The organism is Leptospira interrogans (assembly GCF_900156205.1).
In the GTDB taxonomy this organism is placed as follows: domain Bacteria; phylum Spirochaetota; class Leptospiria; order Leptospirales; family Leptospiraceae; genus Leptospira; species Leptospira interrogans.
In genome coordinates this window covers 152,240-169,316 of sequence record NZ_FTNA01000008.1, presented here as the reverse complement: position 1 = coordinate 169,316, position 17,077 = coordinate 152,240, and the positions used below count along the sequence as shown (strand labels likewise).

The 17,077-nt window shown below is 34.3% G+C and carries 14 protein-coding genes; 2 read left to right on the top strand and 12 right to left on the bottom strand.

From position 1 onward, the window contains the following. Nucleotides 1-215: 215 nt before the first annotated feature. The 4 genes from BW942_RS09240 to BW942_RS09225 form a co-directional block, all read right to left on the bottom strand. The gene (locus BW942_RS09240) at nucleotides 216-1,127 is read right to left on the bottom strand and encodes a hypothetical protein (protein WP_001275305.1); all 912 of its coding nucleotides are present in this window, start codon (nucleotides 1,125-1,127) and stop codon (nucleotides 216-218) included. Nucleotides 1,128-1,187: 60 nt separating this feature from the next. Then, nucleotides 1,188-3,662 carry an ABC transporter permease gene (locus tag BW942_RS09235; RefSeq protein WP_000010033.1) on the bottom strand — a complete coding sequence of 825 codons (2,475 nt, stop codon included), beginning with the start codon at nucleotides 3,660-3,662 and terminating at the stop codon, nucleotides 1,188-1,190. 5 nt (nucleotides 3,663-3,667) lie between these two features. Beyond that, nucleotides 3,668-4,363 (bottom strand): ABC transporter ATP-binding protein, encoded by a 696-nt coding sequence (locus tag BW942_RS09230; protein ID WP_000184524.1) that lies wholly within the window; start codon nucleotides 4,361-4,363, stop codon nucleotides 3,668-3,670. Between the two features lie 720 nt (nucleotides 4,364-5,083). Further along, the gene (locus tag BW942_RS09225) at nucleotides 5,084-6,208 is read right to left on the bottom strand and encodes a SpoIID/LytB domain-containing protein (protein ID WP_000162390.1); all 1,125 of its coding nucleotides are present in this window, start codon (nucleotides 6,206-6,208) and stop codon (nucleotides 5,084-5,086) included. 442 nt (nucleotides 6,209-6,650) lie between these two features. Here BW942_RS09225 and BW942_RS09220 point away from each other — a divergent pair, with 442 nt between their 5' ends. Further along, nucleotides 6,651-7,796, top strand: coding sequence for a hypothetical protein (locus tag BW942_RS09220; RefSeq protein ID WP_000877985.1), 1,146 nt, complete (start codon nucleotides 6,651-6,653; stop codon nucleotides 7,794-7,796). 588 nt (nucleotides 7,797-8,384) lie between these two features. Here the strand turns inward: BW942_RS09220 and BW942_RS09215 are convergent. The 8 genes from BW942_RS09215 to BW942_RS09180 form a co-directional block, all read right to left on the bottom strand. Then, the gene (locus BW942_RS09215; RefSeq protein ID WP_000884773.1) at nucleotides 8,385-9,749 is read right to left on the bottom strand and encodes a class I SAM-dependent RNA methyltransferase; all 1,365 of its coding nucleotides are present in this window, start codon (nucleotides 9,747-9,749) and stop codon (nucleotides 8,385-8,387) included. Then, nucleotides 9,725-9,919, bottom strand: coding sequence for a hypothetical protein (locus BW942_RS09210; RefSeq protein ID WP_000345561.1), 195 nt, complete (start codon nucleotides 9,917-9,919; stop codon nucleotides 9,725-9,727). Before BW942_RS09210 ends, BW942_RS09215 begins: the two co-directional genes overlap by 25 nt. A gap of 11 nt (nucleotides 9,920-9,930) precedes the next feature. Continuing rightward, nucleotides 9,931-10,917, bottom strand: coding sequence for an LIC11086 family outer membrane transporter (locus BW942_RS09205; protein WP_000812385.1), 987 nt, complete (start codon nucleotides 10,915-10,917; stop codon nucleotides 9,931-9,933). After that, on the bottom strand, nucleotides 10,917-11,795 hold the full coding sequence (lsa30, locus tag BW942_RS09200) for a laminin/fibronectin-binding adhesin Lsa30 (protein ID WP_000620882.1): 879 nt from the start codon (nucleotides 11,793-11,795) through the stop codon (nucleotides 10,917-10,919). The genes BW942_RS09205 and lsa30 overlap by 1 nt, the downstream gene beginning before the upstream one ends. Continuing rightward, entirely contained in the window at nucleotides 11,767-12,966 is a 1,200-nt protein-coding gene (locus BW942_RS09195; RefSeq protein ID WP_001211842.1) for an MbnH family di-heme enzyme, read from the bottom strand. Before BW942_RS09195 ends, lsa30 begins: the two co-directional genes overlap by 29 nt. Nucleotides 12,967-13,012: 46 nt before the next feature. After that, complete coding sequence (locus BW942_RS09190) at nucleotides 13,013-13,960, bottom strand: MbnP family copper-binding protein (protein WP_000163348.1); 948 nt, start codon at nucleotides 13,958-13,960, stop codon at nucleotides 13,013-13,015. Between the two features lie 115 nt (nucleotides 13,961-14,075). Beyond that, a complete protein-coding gene (locus tag BW942_RS09185; protein WP_000672996.1) occupies nucleotides 14,076-14,513 on the bottom strand; it encodes an LIC_11090 family protein in 438 nt (145 codons plus the stop codon). After that, nucleotides 14,510-14,812: an STAS domain-containing protein gene (locus BW942_RS09180; RefSeq protein ID WP_001186638.1), complete on the bottom strand. Its 303-nt coding sequence runs from the start codon at nucleotides 14,810-14,812 to the stop codon at nucleotides 14,510-14,512. The genes BW942_RS09185 and BW942_RS09180 overlap by 4 nt, the downstream gene beginning before the upstream one ends. 139 nt (nucleotides 14,813-14,951) lie before the next feature. Between BW942_RS09180 and BW942_RS09175 the strand changes: the two genes are divergently transcribed. After that, complete coding sequence (locus BW942_RS09175) at nucleotides 14,952-17,012, top strand: O-antigen ligase family protein (RefSeq protein ID WP_002971319.1); 2,061 nt, start codon at nucleotides 14,952-14,954, stop codon at nucleotides 17,010-17,012. Nucleotides 17,013-17,077: the final 65 nt, after the last annotated feature.

Sequence of the window (17,077 nt, the reverse complement as noted above, 5' to 3'; positions counted from 1 at the left end):
ATCTGATTTTTCCGTAAAAATAAAATGTGGGAACCCCCACGAAAATTTCTAGTAATAAAAAATCTGTTTTTACTTAAAAGTATATAATAAAATTATAATGTTTTGAGTTCAAATAGTGTTATATAATAAAAATTTACAGTATTCAATTTTATAAGGATCGGTAAAAAAATCAAAATTTTAAAGGATTGAGTCTTGGGACGGTCTTTTAAAAAAAACTAAAGTGTTTTAGGTTTGGCAATTGAATTTAGTTTTCTTTGGGTAAGTCTTCTCAGCTCGGTCATTTCATCTAGATAAGAAGCAAGAACCTTATCCACATTGACGTTTTTTTCCATTTTCAATAAACTATCTCTGATTAGGCGGAGATTTTCCTCACTGGTTACTTTTCCAGAAGTGATCAATTTGCGGATTGTTTCAAACTCGCATTTTCTTAGATGTACTCTAAGTAAAAAATCGATCGAAAATTTGGAAACCATTCTTCCCCAAGGACTATTTGGATTGATGTTAGTTGGAATTTCCATACGATCCGTGGCCCTTTGAGAAAGGTTCGGTCCGAAAGAATTTGACAATGGGGTTTGCCTATCAGGCGTTTTTGAAGTGTCTCCTGTAGAAAGGAGTAAGTCCTCTATTGCTTGGGTACGAAATTCTTCCTGAAATTCATTCGGATTATTGTTCATCATCCGTATATACTCTTCGAGCATAACGGCTATATTTACCATCCGTCCCATCGGTGTGTTGTTTAATTCTCTGATTTTAGGGAATAATTCTCTGGTAATCGTGGAAGGAGATTTCTTTTTATAATAGGTCGCTTCGTAAAGACGTTCTAATTTTTTTTCCGAATAATATTTTAAATCGTTAAGAATTTTGAGATCCGCGTATGCATAAGCGTCTACGCCGGGATCGTTCATTCTACTCGTTTTGTCATCTGGAAGTACAATCTTAATGATGAATATGATCTTAGCAGTGCGAAGAGTTTCGAGTATATTTCTCAGTTCATCCGGCTCTCTGGAAAAAAGACTCATCAATTCTTTGATGAAGGTATCCGAGGTCGGAATTCTTTGATCTTCACGAAGATTCACTTTCCGAATTTCGGAAGCAATTTGTAATGCTACTTCGCTTAATGCACTCATAAGAATGAGAGCATCCTATTGCGAATAAGGTTTCGAATCAAGTTAGTTTTGGTTTTGCTGTTATTCTTGGCTAATCCGAAAACTCAATTTTTGTAAAGTGTATAACGGAACTAAACAGGAAAATACACCAAGGATGGGAGATAATGCCAGAAAAAAGATCGGTATTTCCGGAGAAACTGTGAATTTTAAAGTCCATCCAAATGCGTTCTTGTTGACCACATATAAAACGATCGGGGAAAGAAAAAATGCCAAAAGAATACCAAAACAAACAGAAACAATCGTGATAAATATACTTTCGGTCAATAAAATTTTTCCAAGTTGTCTCTGATCGGCTCCTAGATATTTGAGAATTCCTAAAGTGTTTTTCTTAGAAATGAGATTATGAAATAGGGAAGAAATCAAAGATAACATTGCTATGATTAAGGCGGTCATTTTAAGAGTTTCTAAAACTCCAAATACTTTGTTCACTCCTTCCGTATAAAGTTCCTTAAGCTCTTTTGTATTAAACAATTTTAAGTTGGGATTTTTTTCTAAAATTTGGGAAATTGATTTTTCCACATCTTTTGAATTTGAATCTTTTTTTAAAAATATTTTAATTGAGTTATATGCACTAAGGTCGAAAAACCTTTTATAGCTTTTAATATCCATCATGATAGTTCCTCGTTCTGAAAAAAAATGCTCTTTAATTCCCCGGATTTTAAATTCTTTTTTTCCGTATTTTGTCTCGATTAAAATTGAATCATCTATATTAAAGTTTTGTAGATAAGCCATATTGGAAGAAATTAAAATTTCGTTTTCCATTTTTATGATACGTTCTGGAGAATTCTCTCGATCATAGGTTGCAAAAGTATATGCATGAATTGTAAAGTTTCCTCGATTTGTTTCTGCTCTTGTATTGATAAAAAAGCCGTCTAAAGATCGTATTTCCTGAATTTGAGAGAGTTCGTTTAATAGATTTTGTGGAACTCCTCCTTGAATTCCCGCAGCAAGGTTTGCAGTGTTGATGATTGTAAATTCCGCCGGAAATTCGGTTTCTACCCAGTCATTTAAAGATCTTCTATAACTATCTGTTAAGATCGATAGGCAAACTACAAGAGAAGTAGCAAGCATTAAAGTGGCGGAAGTAAGAGTGTTTCTAAGAGATTGATTTTTTATTTCTTCTAAACCGACTTTTATAAAAACGAGGGAACGATCAGATAAATCCTCTAATTTAAAAAGAAAGAATATTAGAATTTTAAAAATCCAAGGAAAACATAACGTGAAACCGATCACTATTCCACCGATTCCTATTAAACCTGTAACTGGAAATTTCCAACGTAAAGGAAGAAAGGCTACGATTACAAAGATGAAAATAGAAAAAATTCCTATTGATAATAAACGAAATTCGTTTACGGGGGAAGTTTGCGAAGTGGCTTCTTTCAATATAGAAACGGGAGAAATTTTTCCAGCTCTAAAAGAAGGAAGTGCTGCGGATAAAAAAGAACCGATGATTCCGATCCCCAAACCTAAAAACCAAGCGGAGAAGGGTAGAGATTGATAAGTATTTAGATACGAAAGATCTGCAGAAGTTGTTTCCGGACTAAAAAATTCAAGTCTTGAAAAAAGTAAACCCAATCCTAATCCTAACAAACTTCCCACACTTCCTAAAAGTAGTGCCTGAGATATAAAGAGCGAAAAGGTTTGTTTCGCGTTAAGTCCCATGGTTTTTAAAATGCCTAGTTCTTTTTCGCGGCTAAAGTATAAACCGGACATAGTGTTTGAAACCATAAAAAGAGCTATAACAAGGGAAATAAAAGAAATTACTAATAGATTGAGTTGAAAGGAGCGTAATGCGTTCGAAGATTTTTCTTGAATATCTTCTACTGTTTCTACTCTGTAATCGGGACCTAATTTTTGTTCTAAGATTTTTTTTTGCTCCGATCTGAACTCGTTTGGCTGTATCAAAAGAAAACTAACGTGTTCTTTTAAATCGAATCTTTCCATCGCGGATTCAATGTCTTCCATAAGAATGCTACCGCCTTCTGTTTCTAAAACTACAGGTTTGGCGAGGGTGAATTTTCTGGAATCTGCACGTATGTTTATCTTAGAAATGTCTATTTTTTTAGAAAGTGAACTGCTTATGAATATTAAAGATTCTACATGTTCTGCATCGGGTTTATATCGTAAATTACCCGATTCTTTTAAAAAATCTAAACCAATGTAAACGGCTCGGACAGAATCATTTACGATGATTTCCTTTTGAAATCGAGGAACAATTTTTTTAATCCAAGTTAGGTTAGTGTCTTCGGATAATTCTCGAATAAGAGAAACAGGAAGATTTTGATCCCCGAGAGAAGAAGATATTTTAATCTTGTATTCTCCTTGAAAGTATCCCATTGCAAAATCGGTCAGGCTTTTTTCTGCCTTGATCCCGTTTGCGGTAGTAGAAATGAAAAGTCCCACTCCCAATGATATTCCGGATAACGCGAAAAATGTTCCTAACTTATGATTTCGGAAATATTCAAATAAAAAAAGAATATAAATTCGAAAAGACATTACGTTTAGTTTGTTAAAGTTCCGTCTTCCATTTTGAGACGAAATTCTCCCAGGGAGCCTAATTTTTGATCGTGGGTTACGATAAAAAGTGTAAATCCATTTTGTTTTTGGAGATTTACAAGAAGTTGTATTACGTTTTCTGCATTCTTGGTGTCTAAATTTCCGGTGGGCTCGTCCGCTAAAATTAAAGAAGGTCGTTTACAGATTGCTCTTGCAATTGCGACTCTTTGTTGTTCTCCTCCTGAAAGTTCGTCCGGTTTATGAATTTTTCTATTGGAAAGTCCTACGTTTTCGAGTGCTTCTTCCGCCATAATATGTGCTTTCGTTTTTCCAATTCCAGAAATATAAAGTGGCACTGCCACGTTTTCTAAAGCGTTTAAATAAGGAAGTAGATGAAAGAATTGGAATATGATTCCGGTTTTTTCTCTTCTATATTTTGTTAATTCTTTTTCACTCATAGAATGTAACATATTTCCGTTTACAGAGATTTCTCCTGAGTCTGGAGTATCTATACCTGAAAGTATATTCAAAAAAGTTGATTTACCAGAACCGGAAGGTCCCATAAGTGTGACGATGGAAGAACTTGGGATATCTAATTCTAATCCTTTGAGAACTTCCGTTTTAATTTTTCCGATCTGATACGATTTATATAATTTGGAAACTTGAATTCTTTTAAGATCGATTTTGTTCTGGTTCGTCATTTCTTTAAAAGAACAGTAGATTTAGAATTCAAGTTTATGAAAAGTGAAAAACTGGATAATTTTAGTTTTGATAAAATTTATAAGTGGCATTGAAGTTTACGCTTTTATTGAATTTTATATAAAAGAAATTATATAAAATATAAAATGAATGATCGTATAATTAAATTGTGTGTAAAATATTTGTTTGGCGGATTTTTCAGTAAAACATTTTATATAAATTTCTATAATCGAATGTTTAAAATTCTACTTCTGAACGTGGATCTCAACATTCATTCTGTTTTTATTATGTACATGAATAAAATTAAAAAGTCTGTTGTACTTTATAACGGATGAATTTTGAATTGGATGTAAAAAATTTTTTCTAATCATAAATTTAGTTTTTAAAACCAATTCTTTTGATATAAAAAAATTAAATTTTATTTACGACGTGTCTGGCGTTTAGTTGTGTTTTCTCGAAAGTATTAATATTTAATAGTATTGTTTAATTTTAAATAAATTATTAATCAAGAGTATATAACTTTATTAAGTGTAAAAATATGATTATTAGAGTTGTTGAAAAATTAATTCGCCATCGATTTCTGTTGTATGAAACTGTCGATTGAAGTAGTTTTGTTAAACTTCACTATAGAATTTTTCAACAATTCTATTTATTTTTTATGAAAAAATTAGGTTTTTATAAAACGAACTCTTACGCCGAAATTCACGTTATTCAGGCAATTTTTAACGAGTGATTCTTGCGAGATCTGTGCCTGGATAGTAGTATCTTAGAATTTCAATATAGTTATAGTTTTCTTTTGCCATTCCAAAACTTCCCCATTGGCTTAAGCCTACACCGTGACCGGAGCCCATACCTTTGATAAGAAATCCGTTTGATTCTTTTTGAATTCCGAAACGTAAAGAACGAACTGGAGCGCCTAAGATTTGTCTGAATTCCTTTCCTCGAATTCTAGAAGTACCTTCTGTGCCATTGAGTTCCATAAGGTCTACTCTTCCGGAAGAGGTTCTGGATAAGACTTGTATCGATTGAATCTCGCCTAGTTTTAAGTTTGAAAATTTAGAATTGATTAAATCTTGAGAGACTGTTTCTTTCCAATAAAAGTTTTCTCCTGCTCGATCAAAATCGGAAGAGACGGTAGGAAGATAGGGAATTTTTTTACCTCCCCAAACGTTTTCGGGAGTTTCTGTTTTTCCTCCGCTATTAGAATGAAAGAAAGCTTGAATCGGGTTTTCTTCAAAGACAGCCATAACTCCCGCTGTATCTTGAACCGCTTTTGTAGTAAATGGATGTTCCTTTTCAATTCCACCATATACTTGGGAATTTGTTGTTGCTTCTACATCATAAAGTGCATTCTTTTTATTTAATATTTCACGAACTGCATATGTTCTCGCGCAAATTGCCTGAGCTTTTAGAGCTTCCATCGGCCAGCTATAGGGAACTTCTGAAGGAACGACTGCTAAAAGATATTCTTCTAAAGGAAGCACGTTGATTACAAGAGCTGGTCCTTGATTTTGAGGAATTAGATGTATCGAACCTCTTACTTTATGTGATTTGAATTCTAGACTTGTGTTCTGACTTACAAAACGAATTGGAGCCTTTAGGCGGGAAGAATTGAGAGAGATGATGTCTATTCCCTTTTTAATCAAAAGATCGTTTGCGTCGTAGACGGAAATAACTCCTTCCCCACGGATTTGAAGATCCCCCTCGACTTTTCCGAGTAGAACTCTGATTTCATGCACGGGACGGCTTTTATAAGGAGGGGTCCAAGCGCGAATGATAACAGTATTACAACCCGTTTCCAAAAGAATCATTAAAAGAATAAAGAGTAAAATAATTTTTTTGGTCATAAAAATTCCAGAAATCCTCGTTTTAAATATCGAATCGAATTCAAAATCCCTATAGAAATTTTAGTGTTATCCGGATGGTCAGAACCAATTTGTGGTAGTTCCCACAAATTGAGAATATGACGGTAAGTCACCGTTTTGTGGTAGTTCCCACAAGTTAGAATATGACGGTAAGTCACCGATTTGTGGTAGTTCCCACAAATTGAGAATATGACAGTAAGATCACCGATTTGTGGTAGTTCCCACAAATTGAGAATATGACGTAAGATCACCGTTTTGTGGTAGTTCCCACAAATTGAGAATATGACGGTAAGTCACTGATTTGTGGTAGTTCCCACAAGTTAGAATTGTACTTGACTATTCAAAATTGAAAGTAAGACGCCCGGTTATAAAATGAGAAAATTCTAACGAATCGGCTAAAATTCATTTAGAAAGGGAAAATATTATGAAATATACAAAAAATAGGAAGAGGGGACTCAGATCGGGTCTGATACTTAGCATTTTGATTTTTTTATCAGTTAATGTTTGTACTTCCGTACAAAATGGAACTGAAGGTATTGAGAATAGATTTGTATATGTAGAAAATGTTCAAGGTAAAAACGAAGAAGACTTCGAGCTCAACGCAAAAAGAAAAATATTGGAAAAAGGATTGGGGGAACTGATCGAGAGTGGATCACAGACAATCGATGGACAAATCAAAGAGACGGTAACAAATTCTTCTATCGAAGGATATGTAACTGAATTTTCTAGAATGGGATCTTTTCGCAAAATAGGAAACTTATTGGAAGCAGACGCAAAGGGAAAAGTAAGTCGTAAATTGATCGAAGACTCATTAAAAGAAAGATATAAAGAATTAGGAAAACCTAAATTTTTGATGATTATAGACGAAACGATCTTAGGAAAATCAAATAATTCTATATCGGAAAATGCGATCGTAAAGAAATTCATAGAATTTGATTTTCTGGAAAAAAGTCAATTGGCTCGAGTTTTAACAAAACAAAGCGGAAAATCGGTCACAATTTACGGAAATCAAACACTCGAAACAGAGGTATTATCCACTGCATCAGAAATGGGGGCTCAGATATTATTGGTCGGACAAACACAAGTGACAAATGCCGGAGAGATTGAAAATAGCGAATTAAAATCATATCAAGCAGTAATTCGGTTTAAAATTTATGATGTTAATACGAAAAGAATCATAGCAGCTGATAATACAAGCGGGGCCGTTTTGCACGTAAACCCAGATACAGGAATTCAAGAAGCAATTCAAAAAGCCGTTGAAAAAATATATCCTAAAATTCGAGAACAAATATCAATAAAATGGAAACCGGGGAATTTGATATTGCTTAAAATAGAAGGAATCTCTTATGACGACTATGTAGATAAAGATATAAAAGGGCTGATCCGAGGGATAAAAGGTGTCAATAGAGTTTCCGAAGTTAATGTCAATCAGCCTATTGTTTTAGAAATAGAAGCGTTGTATAATGGAAATAATCTATATCAGAAAATGAGAGAGAGAAAAACAGACTTTGGTTTTGACTTTTCGCAAAAAGAAATCAAATCGAGTCTGATTCACATAATTAAAAAATAATATACTAAAATAGATTTTAAGGTTAAAATTTTGAAAAATCCGATAGTGAGAGAAGGGATTGGCAAAACTGTTTTACTATTCAAACGTATGAAAATAGTACCAGAAAATGGGTGAATGATTTTACAAAGAGGCAAAAATTATCAAAAGATTATACCTAACTTGAAATCATTGGCTTTTTTTTGTGTTAGTTCTTACTATAGATTCAATTATTATAAATTTCTATTTTATAAATTGTAGTAGTTCTCAAATTTAAGGAGTCAATCTGTAAAGCTCAGATTTAAACTTTTTTTACAATTATAGGTTTCTTAAGTCGAACTCACGTTTTATACGTCCAAATAGTAACTTTGAATAAGAACTTAATTTTACGCATAGGTTTGATGATGGTTTTCTATCTGTTGCCAATTTTAAAAATTAGAATTGTTGAAAAATTAATTCTCCATCTGTTTCTATTTTATGAAAACGGGCAATTGAAGCAGTTTTGTTAATCGGAACTAGGGAATTTTTCAACAACTCTATTATATAGGCCTCTATCGTTTTGTGAAACAGAAACAAGAAGTCTCGCTTCTATTGGTGTTTGATGAATTTTGGTTAGGTAGTAAAATTTTTACGTTTTAAAAAAGCAACCGATTCTAGATGAGGGGTTTGAGGATATGGGTCTGTAATTAAGATTTTTTGAATTTGGAAAAAATCCTTCAACTTCCATAGATCTGATTTTTGCGAAGTAGGATTACAAGAAACGTAAAAAAAATAAGAAACCTTAGAATCTTTCAACGCATCTAAAACAAATTCGCCTAAACCTGCACGGGGAGGGTCCGCAATTAAAACATCCTTGTCCGAAGACGAAAATAAAACTTTCAATTTGGAGGATGAATGTTTTGAAAATAAATCTACTTTCAGATATGAAGAATCTATTTTTGGAAAATCAAGACTCATTTGTTTCCGTGCTATTTCTAAAGAACTTTCGATTGAATCTATTCCTGTGATTTTCAGAAATTTATGCGCAAAAATTCTGCTAAAAAAACCGGAACCACAAAATAAATCGACTAAGTGATCGAATGAATCCGGGATTTCTTTTTCGATAAAATCTAAAATCGGTTGGAATCCTTCTGGGTTTGGTTGAAAAAAAGAATCGAAAGGAACTCTAAATTCTTTTCCGCAAACTAATTCCTTATAAGAATCCATACCTTTGAGAATTTTAATTTCCCCGGTCGCGGAAATTTCTCCTTTTCTTCTATTAAAACAAAATAGAATATGATCCGCTTTCAGACTTTTTAAACATACGTTTTCAAATTCCTTTTCTTCGATCGTGTTTTTAAACTCTTCTACAAAAGTAAGAATAGTCATCAATTCGGAAGTATTTTTTGCTTTTCGAAGAGTAAAGTATTTTAGAAATCCTGAATCTGATTTTCTGTCATAAGGTAGATTTGGAAATTTCGAGATTAGATTTCTAAATCTATATAATTCTTCGTTGGATTCTTTGCTTTGAATCAAACAAGTTTCCAAATCCACAATATGTCTAAATGAACCCGCTTCTCTTTGACCTACGATCGGTCCTGGAAATACTGCAAAGTCCATTCGATTTCTATAATAAAACGTTTTTTGAGCAGGATACAAAGTTGGTACTATTTCAAAATCTTTTTTATAACTTTCTAACAAACTGGAAGTTTTATAACGAAATTGATCTTGATAAGAAATGTGTTGTGCACAACAGCCACCACACTTCGTAAAAGCGGAACAAGGAGGAATAAAAGATCTTTGGGTTTGAGAAACTAACTCGAGTTTGGCGGAAGGTTTACGGCGTTTCTTTTTAAAAAAAGTTACGTTATAAACATCACCCGGCAATGAGTATGGGACTTCAATTTTAGTATTATTTACAAAACCGATTCCGCGAAGATTAGAATTTACAAATTCGATTTTACTTTGATGAGTTAAATTTGTATTTTTATCCAACATATGACCAGTCTATCGATTTTGTATTTTGGGTAAATCTTAGTTTGTTCTAAAACGATGTACTTTATTTTTACAGTTGAACTAATGACCTCTATAAAATTCAAATAGAAGGATCGTTCAATCAAGTTTTGCATAAAATTACTTTTTGCGATCATTACAAAAATAAAATCCATTTTATAGAATTTTACTTTGTCTCTTGAGTCGTTTCTTCCGGTTCTTGTTTAACCTCTTCTACTTTTGCGGGTTTAGAATTTTCTAATTCTGAAATTTCAATCGAAACCGCTGCCGTAATCGCATAGTCATACAATCTATAATCTTCTCCTCTATAAAGAGGATAACGATAGGAAAGATTGAAGTTGAGTTTTTCCGATATGTTTGCAGAAAAACCTAGACTGATTTCTCTAAAGATAGAAGGAACCTTTCCTTGATTCGATCTTTTAAGATCCACACCTTCGTAAGGAGTTCTATATAAAAAACCGGTAAAAAAAGAAAGTCCAGGTTTCCAAAGATACGTGACGTATCCGGAAAATAGGCTCGTTTTTTTTAAAAGATACGTTTCTTCTGGAGGAGAAGAAGAAGGATTTCTCAACCAATATACAATTCCATCATTGTCTTGAAGATTAGAAGGTTGTGATTTAGAAAGAGGGAATATTCCACTGAGTTTTCCTACAAAACTGAACTTACCTAAAAGATAGCCAAATGTTAAACCGGGAATACCTGAATAATAATTTCCTCCCGTAAATTTGTCTGTATCCGGACCAGAAGGAAAACCTACATTCGCGCTAAAAACGATAAAGTAATTTTTTTGAAAATCCACTAAAGGTAGATATTTGATTCCAATGTATGTTTTGCCGATTCTTGCCGCGTCAGAGCGGTCTTTTTGTTCGTAATATGTATAAGGAACGCTCAGATTTAAAGCGAACATTCCGTTTTTAAGATTTATCTCTCCGAAGAAAGTGCTAGTATGTATGTTGCTATTTTCGTTTGTCTGTTTGAAGAAATCCTGAGTTAAAACCACATAGTTTGCAGGCTTTTCTCTTTTGCCCGTAAAAGGATCCACAAAACGAGTAGAAGATTGATCACTTCCCCCCATACCTGTGTGATGCGCTTCTAAGGGAATTATAAAATATAAAAAAAGAATAAAGTAGAAAATTAAAATATTCTGTTTCATTAAAATAAATTACAACCAGTCTGATATAAAATCCGATCCTGTTGTCTGAAATTCTCCAAAATCAGATTGTATAAATTCGCGTTTTGATAAGGATTGATGTCCACCGGATTTGGTAACGCAGAAATGGAATTTAGAATCGAAACGGAACCTTGGTCCTGAAAAACTCCGTCGGATTTCCAGGTCACAGGAAAGTTACCTAAGTTTTCTGAAATAATATCGAATCTACATCTAGGAAAAAGTTCCAATACAAAAGCAGACGTATTCAATCGAACTGTTTTGGCAATTGGGGCCAAGATTTGAAATGTAAGATCTAAAGATTTGATTTTATATTTTACGGAAGCCAAATACCCCGAAGGAATTCCTGAAATGATAGGAACTGAAGAAGTGTGTACATCTCCAGTAAGAATCGTTTCCGTTGTAGACTCTAAGTTGGAGTCTTCAAACGAAGAAGTATAGTATTCTCTAGAGTATGGGGAAGAAATAGGCAGATCCAAAGGAACCGTATACGGAGTGTGGGATTGGGTAGAATGTTCTCCTGCTTCTAAAATCCTGGTTTGTCCTGGAACAGTGGGAACCGGATTTGGATTGACTCGGATGGATATATTTTCCCATACAATTTTAGAACCAGGCTGTAGCTGAAGGTTGTAGGTAGTTGCTCCGGAAACTACATTAAAGTTTCCTATATTAGAATCTTGTTGATCGTCCGTATAGTATAAAAGAGTATGAAACGAAGCTGGTCTTTCGTTAAAAAGTACTAAAAGTCTTTGTAACATCTTTGCGTTTTCCTTTCTGGAATCTCCAACCGAACCGAACGTACAATTTCCGAATAGGATACAAAAAAGAAAAAAATTAGAAAGGATTACTGTGTTTCGGATCATTTACGAACTCCGTATCCGTTAAACTTTTTAGAAAATTAACTAGGTCCGTTTTTTCGCCTGCGGTCAGACCAATTGGAAAAACAAATGCGTTTTTATTTGGATTGGCTCTTCCGTCTCCTGCATAAAGACCGTTGAGTATGTTTCTGCCTCCCGCGTTGTAATGTTCTACGACGTTCTCCAAAGAATCGATCGAACCGTCGTGCATATAAGGAGCAGTTAATTCAATATTTCTAATAGAAGGAGCTCTGAATTTACCTTTATCAGAAGCTAATCCTGTAAATTCAAACAATCCAGGATTGTCTACTGGATAATCCCCAGTCCCACCTATATTGTATAAACCGTTATTATGAAATGTAATTTCTGCATTGACGCTTCCGGAGTGAATACTCGTTTCCGTAAAGTTAAAACCTCCGTGGCAATGAAAACATTCTCCTTTTTCTGAAAAGAAAATTTGGGCTCCTCTGAGAATAGAAGCTCTTTGGGCGGAATTGCCAAGCGCGGAAATATTTCCGTCATACAAATATTTATCGTAGGGAGAACGTCCGGAGATGAGGGTTCTTTCAAAACAGGCGATTGCCTTGATTACATTGGAAACCGTAAAAGGATCTCCGAGTGGAAACGCCTTTTGAAACATAGATTGATAACGATTTTCTGATCTCAAACGATCGAGTAATTCGTTTTCGTGGTTGGCTAGACCAAGTTCTACTGGGTGTTCTCCGAACATGGGAACGAGCATTTGATCTTCTAAATCTTTTAGAGTCGGATTGACCCAAGTCTGACGGACGTTATATGCAACGTTGATAATTCCTTGAGCGTTTCTGGGATGTACTTCTCCCGTAGAACCAATTCCTTTGGTCAGACCATCCGTAAAAGCGAGGGATTGTTTATGACAAGAGGCACAAGACTGAGTCTGGTTGCCCGAAAGTTTGCGATCATAAAATAAAAATCTGCCTAAATCTACTTTCTCTTGAGTCATAGGATTGGAAGCGGGAACAACCGGAGTGGGAAAACCAGGAGGTAAGTTCCAAACGTAAGAGTTTTGTGGAATCAAAAAAAGTAGTAAAAGTTCGTTTAAATTGGATTCTTTTTTGTTAAAGGGAGAGAAGGGAATAATTCCAGATCCGCAACGAATTAAAAATAACAAAGAAATAGAATATACTAAAAACCTCATATATTTACATCCTCAAAACGTCCGAGAAAACTCGGACATTTCTGAATTAATTTTTAGCCTTGATCGAAAAAACGGTTTTGGCCGGAGTAATCGGGGTGCCTGCATTTAGATCCAAACCTATGTTTGCAAAGATGGTAGGACAACCGGTGCTTGTTGCGCCTACAAGTCCTGACATACACATCGCTGCGTTTGGGTTGGCGGTAAGATCAATTCCTTGTAAAAGAGCTTGAATGTTGATTTTAATTTCTTGAGTGGAAGGATTAAAACCACCTTCCGGAATTAGGGTGACCGGAATACGATTGACTCTCGCGCAAGTACTCGAACTTCCAGAGCCTACACAATTGGCAGAACCTATGTGGACCGAAGTTTCTACGCCTAAGGTTTCGGCGGTTTCAAAATCCAGCTTTAAAAACTTATAACCGCTTGTCCAACTCCAGAACATTCCAGAGTTATCGAGTGGGGGAGATTGATTGTCTGCATCTAAGTGATTTTTGTTTTCAGGTATCCCGACGATAAACTTAATACCTTGATACGTACCCGAAGGAATTAACGCAGAAACGACGTTATTTGTATCCGTAGTACCATTACACTTTCCTGTTTTATTTTCAAAATCTAAAAGAGCGATTTCTCCGGATTGAAACTTACCGTCTTGATTGAGAGTGAGAGGAGTTTCTTCTCCAGAGTTTTGGATCAAAGTAACTCCGTGTACAAAAAGACGAAAGTCGTGTAATTGAAACGTAGTGCTCTCTGCAATGTGTGCATTGGGAATGAAGGAGATCGTTTCTAAAGATCTAGAATGACCTCTGAGGGTTTGACCACATTCTAATTTTTGAGAACCGGCGTAAGCGGAAAACTGAATTCCTTGATTTCCGAGTGCGATCAAAGCAGCTAATGATAACAATTCGGAATCATTATTATTTTTATTTGGAGAACAATGAATCAAAGAAAAACAAAATAAAACGATAGAACCTAAGACTAAAACTTTTTTAGTCATAAAAATATAACTCCTAGTATTAAAGTTTCCTACTAAACGAACGACAAAGAAAAAACAATCGATGAACGGCCGTTATAGGTAAATTTCTGAAAAGATTTTTGTGAAATGGAAGATGTTAGGAAATTCGAGGGGGTTTTAAAAGAAAAGAAAAGGAGAAGATTCCAGAGTTAGAATATTCTAAAGTAATAATTTGAATAATATCTAGATCATGCCGGATATAAGAAGCTTGTTTTTGGGAAAAAAAAGTGGAATAAAACGCGCCCAACTGAGAAAGTTTATTTTCAGATTTTTTACAGGAACAGGAATGGGCTTCTCCCGATTGAGCGGAATGACAATCAGGAAGTTTTTTGGAAGTAGTGGATCGATTGAAAGAACGTATTTTTTGGGAAAAAAGAACATCCTCTTTGTTTGTGTGTTTTTGAATTTTACTGCTGTGATTGCATTCACAGAGTTTATATTGTTCCGAAAGAAAACAGCCGAAAAGACCGCTGGAAAAAACCAAAGTTTGAAATAGGATTGAAACGGATAAAAAAATGGAAACGGAAAATTTCATCCCAGATTGATTTTAAGTTTGGAAAACACAAGTTGTAGACCTTCGCTCAGTTTTACTTCTGAAACTTGAATTTGGTCTTTTTTTAATTCAGAAATTAATTTTAGAATTCGATTAAGAACCATCGATGGGATTGCAACAACCGGAGTCATATCTAAAATTACATTATCCGGACGGATCTCTCTGATTTGAGAAAGGATTTCTTGGATTTCTTCTGTTTCGACGGAACAAATGTTTCTTCGGAATTCAATTCGAAAAGAATTTTTGTCCGGATAGATTGTAGATTCTTGGAGTTGTTGCATAAAAGAAAACTCTGTTACTACTATTTTAAGGAAGAGTTTTTTCTGGAAACAAAAAAACACTAATTTTAAATCTAGTGGGTTAGAACGTTTGTTTGATTTTATCGTTTCGTAAAAATACCTTTCTGGCTTTTGTATCCCTATGAAAGATCGGGTGCGAAAACTATTTCCGTCTCCGGTGTTCAAATCTCTGATTTGGATCTTTTTTGGAATTCTATTAATTTTACCCTTACTTGCCTTTTATCCTTGGAAATACAGAGTCGTTTTTGTATTTCTTTTTGTATGTTTTACGATTTTAGATCTATTGTTTCCTTTGGTGGCTACGTTTTTTTTGGCGGCTTCGGGAGTGTTTTTTGGAAATCATCCAGGAGGAAGATTTTTAGAATTACAAGATTGTCTTTGGATTTATTGGTGTGTTCGAGGGATTGTAGAAAATAAACTTTATGGAAATCGGATTTTAGAAGATCCATTCTGGAAATCTCGGATCGGAGTATTATTACTTTCGTTTTTTGGGACTGGAATTTTAAGTTTGATTGTCAATCCTGAATTATTTGTAGATTTTAAATATTACCAAAAAGGTTGGTTTTGGTTTTTACATTCTACGGAGTTAGAACCGTATTATCCGATTAAACTTTTGTTTCTTGGGATTTTATTCTTATTTGGATTGATTGCGCGTAAGAATTGGTTAGAAACAAATTCGGAAACAAATTCCTTTTATTTGATTTTTGCTTCCGGTGTCGGTTTTGGGATGATTGTATCGATCGGATTTGGTTGGATAGAATATTTTTCACCGATCTTAAAATGGAAGCTGAATTATTATCATCGTTGGTTGGACGGGTACAAATTTTTAGCCTTACCTCATTCTTTAATTCCAGGTTTGAAGCGATACCTACCTAGATTTGGAATTCAATCTTTGTTTTGGAACCGTAGTTGGTTTGCGGTTTATTTGGTTTCAGGTCTCCCTTTTTTGTTTTATTGGATATTTAATATTTCTAAAAATTATAAGATTAATATATTCAAAAATAATAAATTACTTAAAGAAAGCTCTTCCGAAAAAACATCTCCGTATATATGGGTTTTGTTTTTTATGGTTTTGTTAGTGTTCGGAGCGGTCTTTTTTTTGATCGGGGCCAGGGGAGGAATATTTTCCTTTTTAACATTTTGTATTTTTACGGTTTTTATCTTTTTTTTCTTACTTATTAAGAACAAAAGTATTTCCAGAGTGTTAACTCCTGTTTTTATCTCTCATTTTGTGTTGGCCGGAATTTTATTTCCTATTTGGGTGGTTTGGACGCTTGTGGGACCGGTGGATCCGGAAAGGTTTTCTCATTTTTCTTCCGGGATGAAATTAGGAATCGAAAAATTATTGTTAGGTGGTGGGTTTGAAAGTTATGGATGGTACAATGAGTGTTGTTTGAGTACTGATATAAGGGCTTCTACCTATCACACTACCCACAATCAATATTTACAGATCTTTTCCGGTCTAGGTGTAACGGGAGTAGTATTGTATTCTTTATTATGGTGTTTTCTTTTTTATGAACTTTTAAAACCAGAAAGAAAAGGTAGATCTATTTTGGTTGTTTCGGTATTATTCTCTTCGGTTGCAGCGGTATTTGTTTATTCTTTTTTTCAGGAATGGTTTTATTTAAGGTCTGTTTATTTTCAATGGATCGCCTTGTTTCCATTTTTTTGGAAAGAAAAATTGGGCTCCGGATTTTTAAAACGACCAAATTATTTTTTCAATTTCAAGAATATTCTATTTTCTTTATGTTTGATTTTAGTCTTACTTTTTGGTTCTTGGATTTTTTTTCCCACTAAAAAATTTCGGTTTGGAGTTTATTTTCCTCCTGGAGAAAAGGAAGATTCTGGTTGGGTTTTAGAAGGAAATGGTAAGATGACTTTGTCTTCTAAATCGGAGATGCATTTTTTGGACATAGATGAAAAATTTGGAGATCTATCTATTTCCATCTGGGGCAGATTTCAAAGGAGAATTCATCCAGTAGAAGTTGAAGATTCAAATGGAAATTCTTTATATTTCCAAACTTACAAAGGTATGAATATTCTTAAAACAGAATGTATTTTAATTCAGAAGGTGGAACCATTGGCGACTTTGTATTTTTGGAATCCAATCCCTTTGGATCCGGAACCTAGAAAGTTATGTTCTCAAATACGGATTCGAAAAAAAGTTCGTCGGGTGAGCTAAAATATTATTAGTGCCGATGTTTTTGGATTCATTGTGGGAACTCTTACAATTTGAGATTTTACAGT

Coding starts and splice junctions, on each gene's coding strand:
- BW942_RS09240 (WP_001275305.1), bottom strand. CDS start 1,127: ATGAGTGCATTAAGCGAAGTAGCATTACAAATTGCTTCCGAAATTCGG.
- BW942_RS09195 (WP_001211842.1), bottom strand. CDS start 12,966: ATGAGGTTTTTAGTATATTCTATTTCTTTGTTATTTTTAATTCGTTGC.
- BW942_RS09190 (WP_000163348.1), bottom strand. CDS start 13,960: ATGACTAAAAAAGTTTTAGTCTTAGGTTCTATCGTTTTATTTTGTTTT.
- BW942_RS09235 (WP_000010033.1), bottom strand. CDS start 3,662: ATGTCTTTTCGAATTTATATTCTTTTTTTATTTGAATATTTCCGAAAT.
- BW942_RS09210 (WP_000345561.1), bottom strand. CDS start 9,919: ATGGATTTTATTTTTGTAATGATCGCAAAAAGTAATTTTATGCAAAAC.
- BW942_RS09220 (WP_000877985.1), top strand. CDS start 6,651: ATGAAATATACAAAAAATAGGAAGAGGGGACTCAGATCGGGTCTGATA.
- BW942_RS09205 (WP_000812385.1), bottom strand. CDS start 10,917: ATGAAACAGAATATTTTAATTTTCTACTTTATTCTTTTTTTATATTTT.
- BW942_RS09185 (WP_000672996.1), bottom strand. CDS start 14,513: ATGAAATTTTCCGTTTCCATTTTTTTATCCGTTTCAATCCTATTTCAA.
- BW942_RS09230 (WP_000184524.1), bottom strand. CDS start 4,363: ATGACGAACCAGAACAAAATCGATCTTAAAAGAATTCAAGTTTCCAAA.
- lsa30 (WP_000620882.1), bottom strand. CDS start 11,795: ATGATCCGAAACACAGTAATCCTTTCTAATTTTTTTCTTTTTTGTATC.
- BW942_RS09215 (WP_000884773.1), bottom strand. CDS start 9,749: ATGTTGGATAAAAATACAAATTTAACTCATCAAAGTAAAATCGAATTT.
- BW942_RS09175 (WP_002971319.1), top strand. CDS start 14,952: ATGAAAGATCGGGTGCGAAAACTATTTCCGTCTCCGGTGTTCAAATCT.
- BW942_RS09225 (WP_000162390.1), bottom strand. CDS start 6,208: ATGACCAAAAAAATTATTTTACTCTTTATTCTTTTAATGATTCTTTTG.
- BW942_RS09180 (WP_001186638.1), bottom strand. CDS start 14,812: ATGCAACAACTCCAAGAATCTACAATCTATCCGGACAAAAATTCTTTT.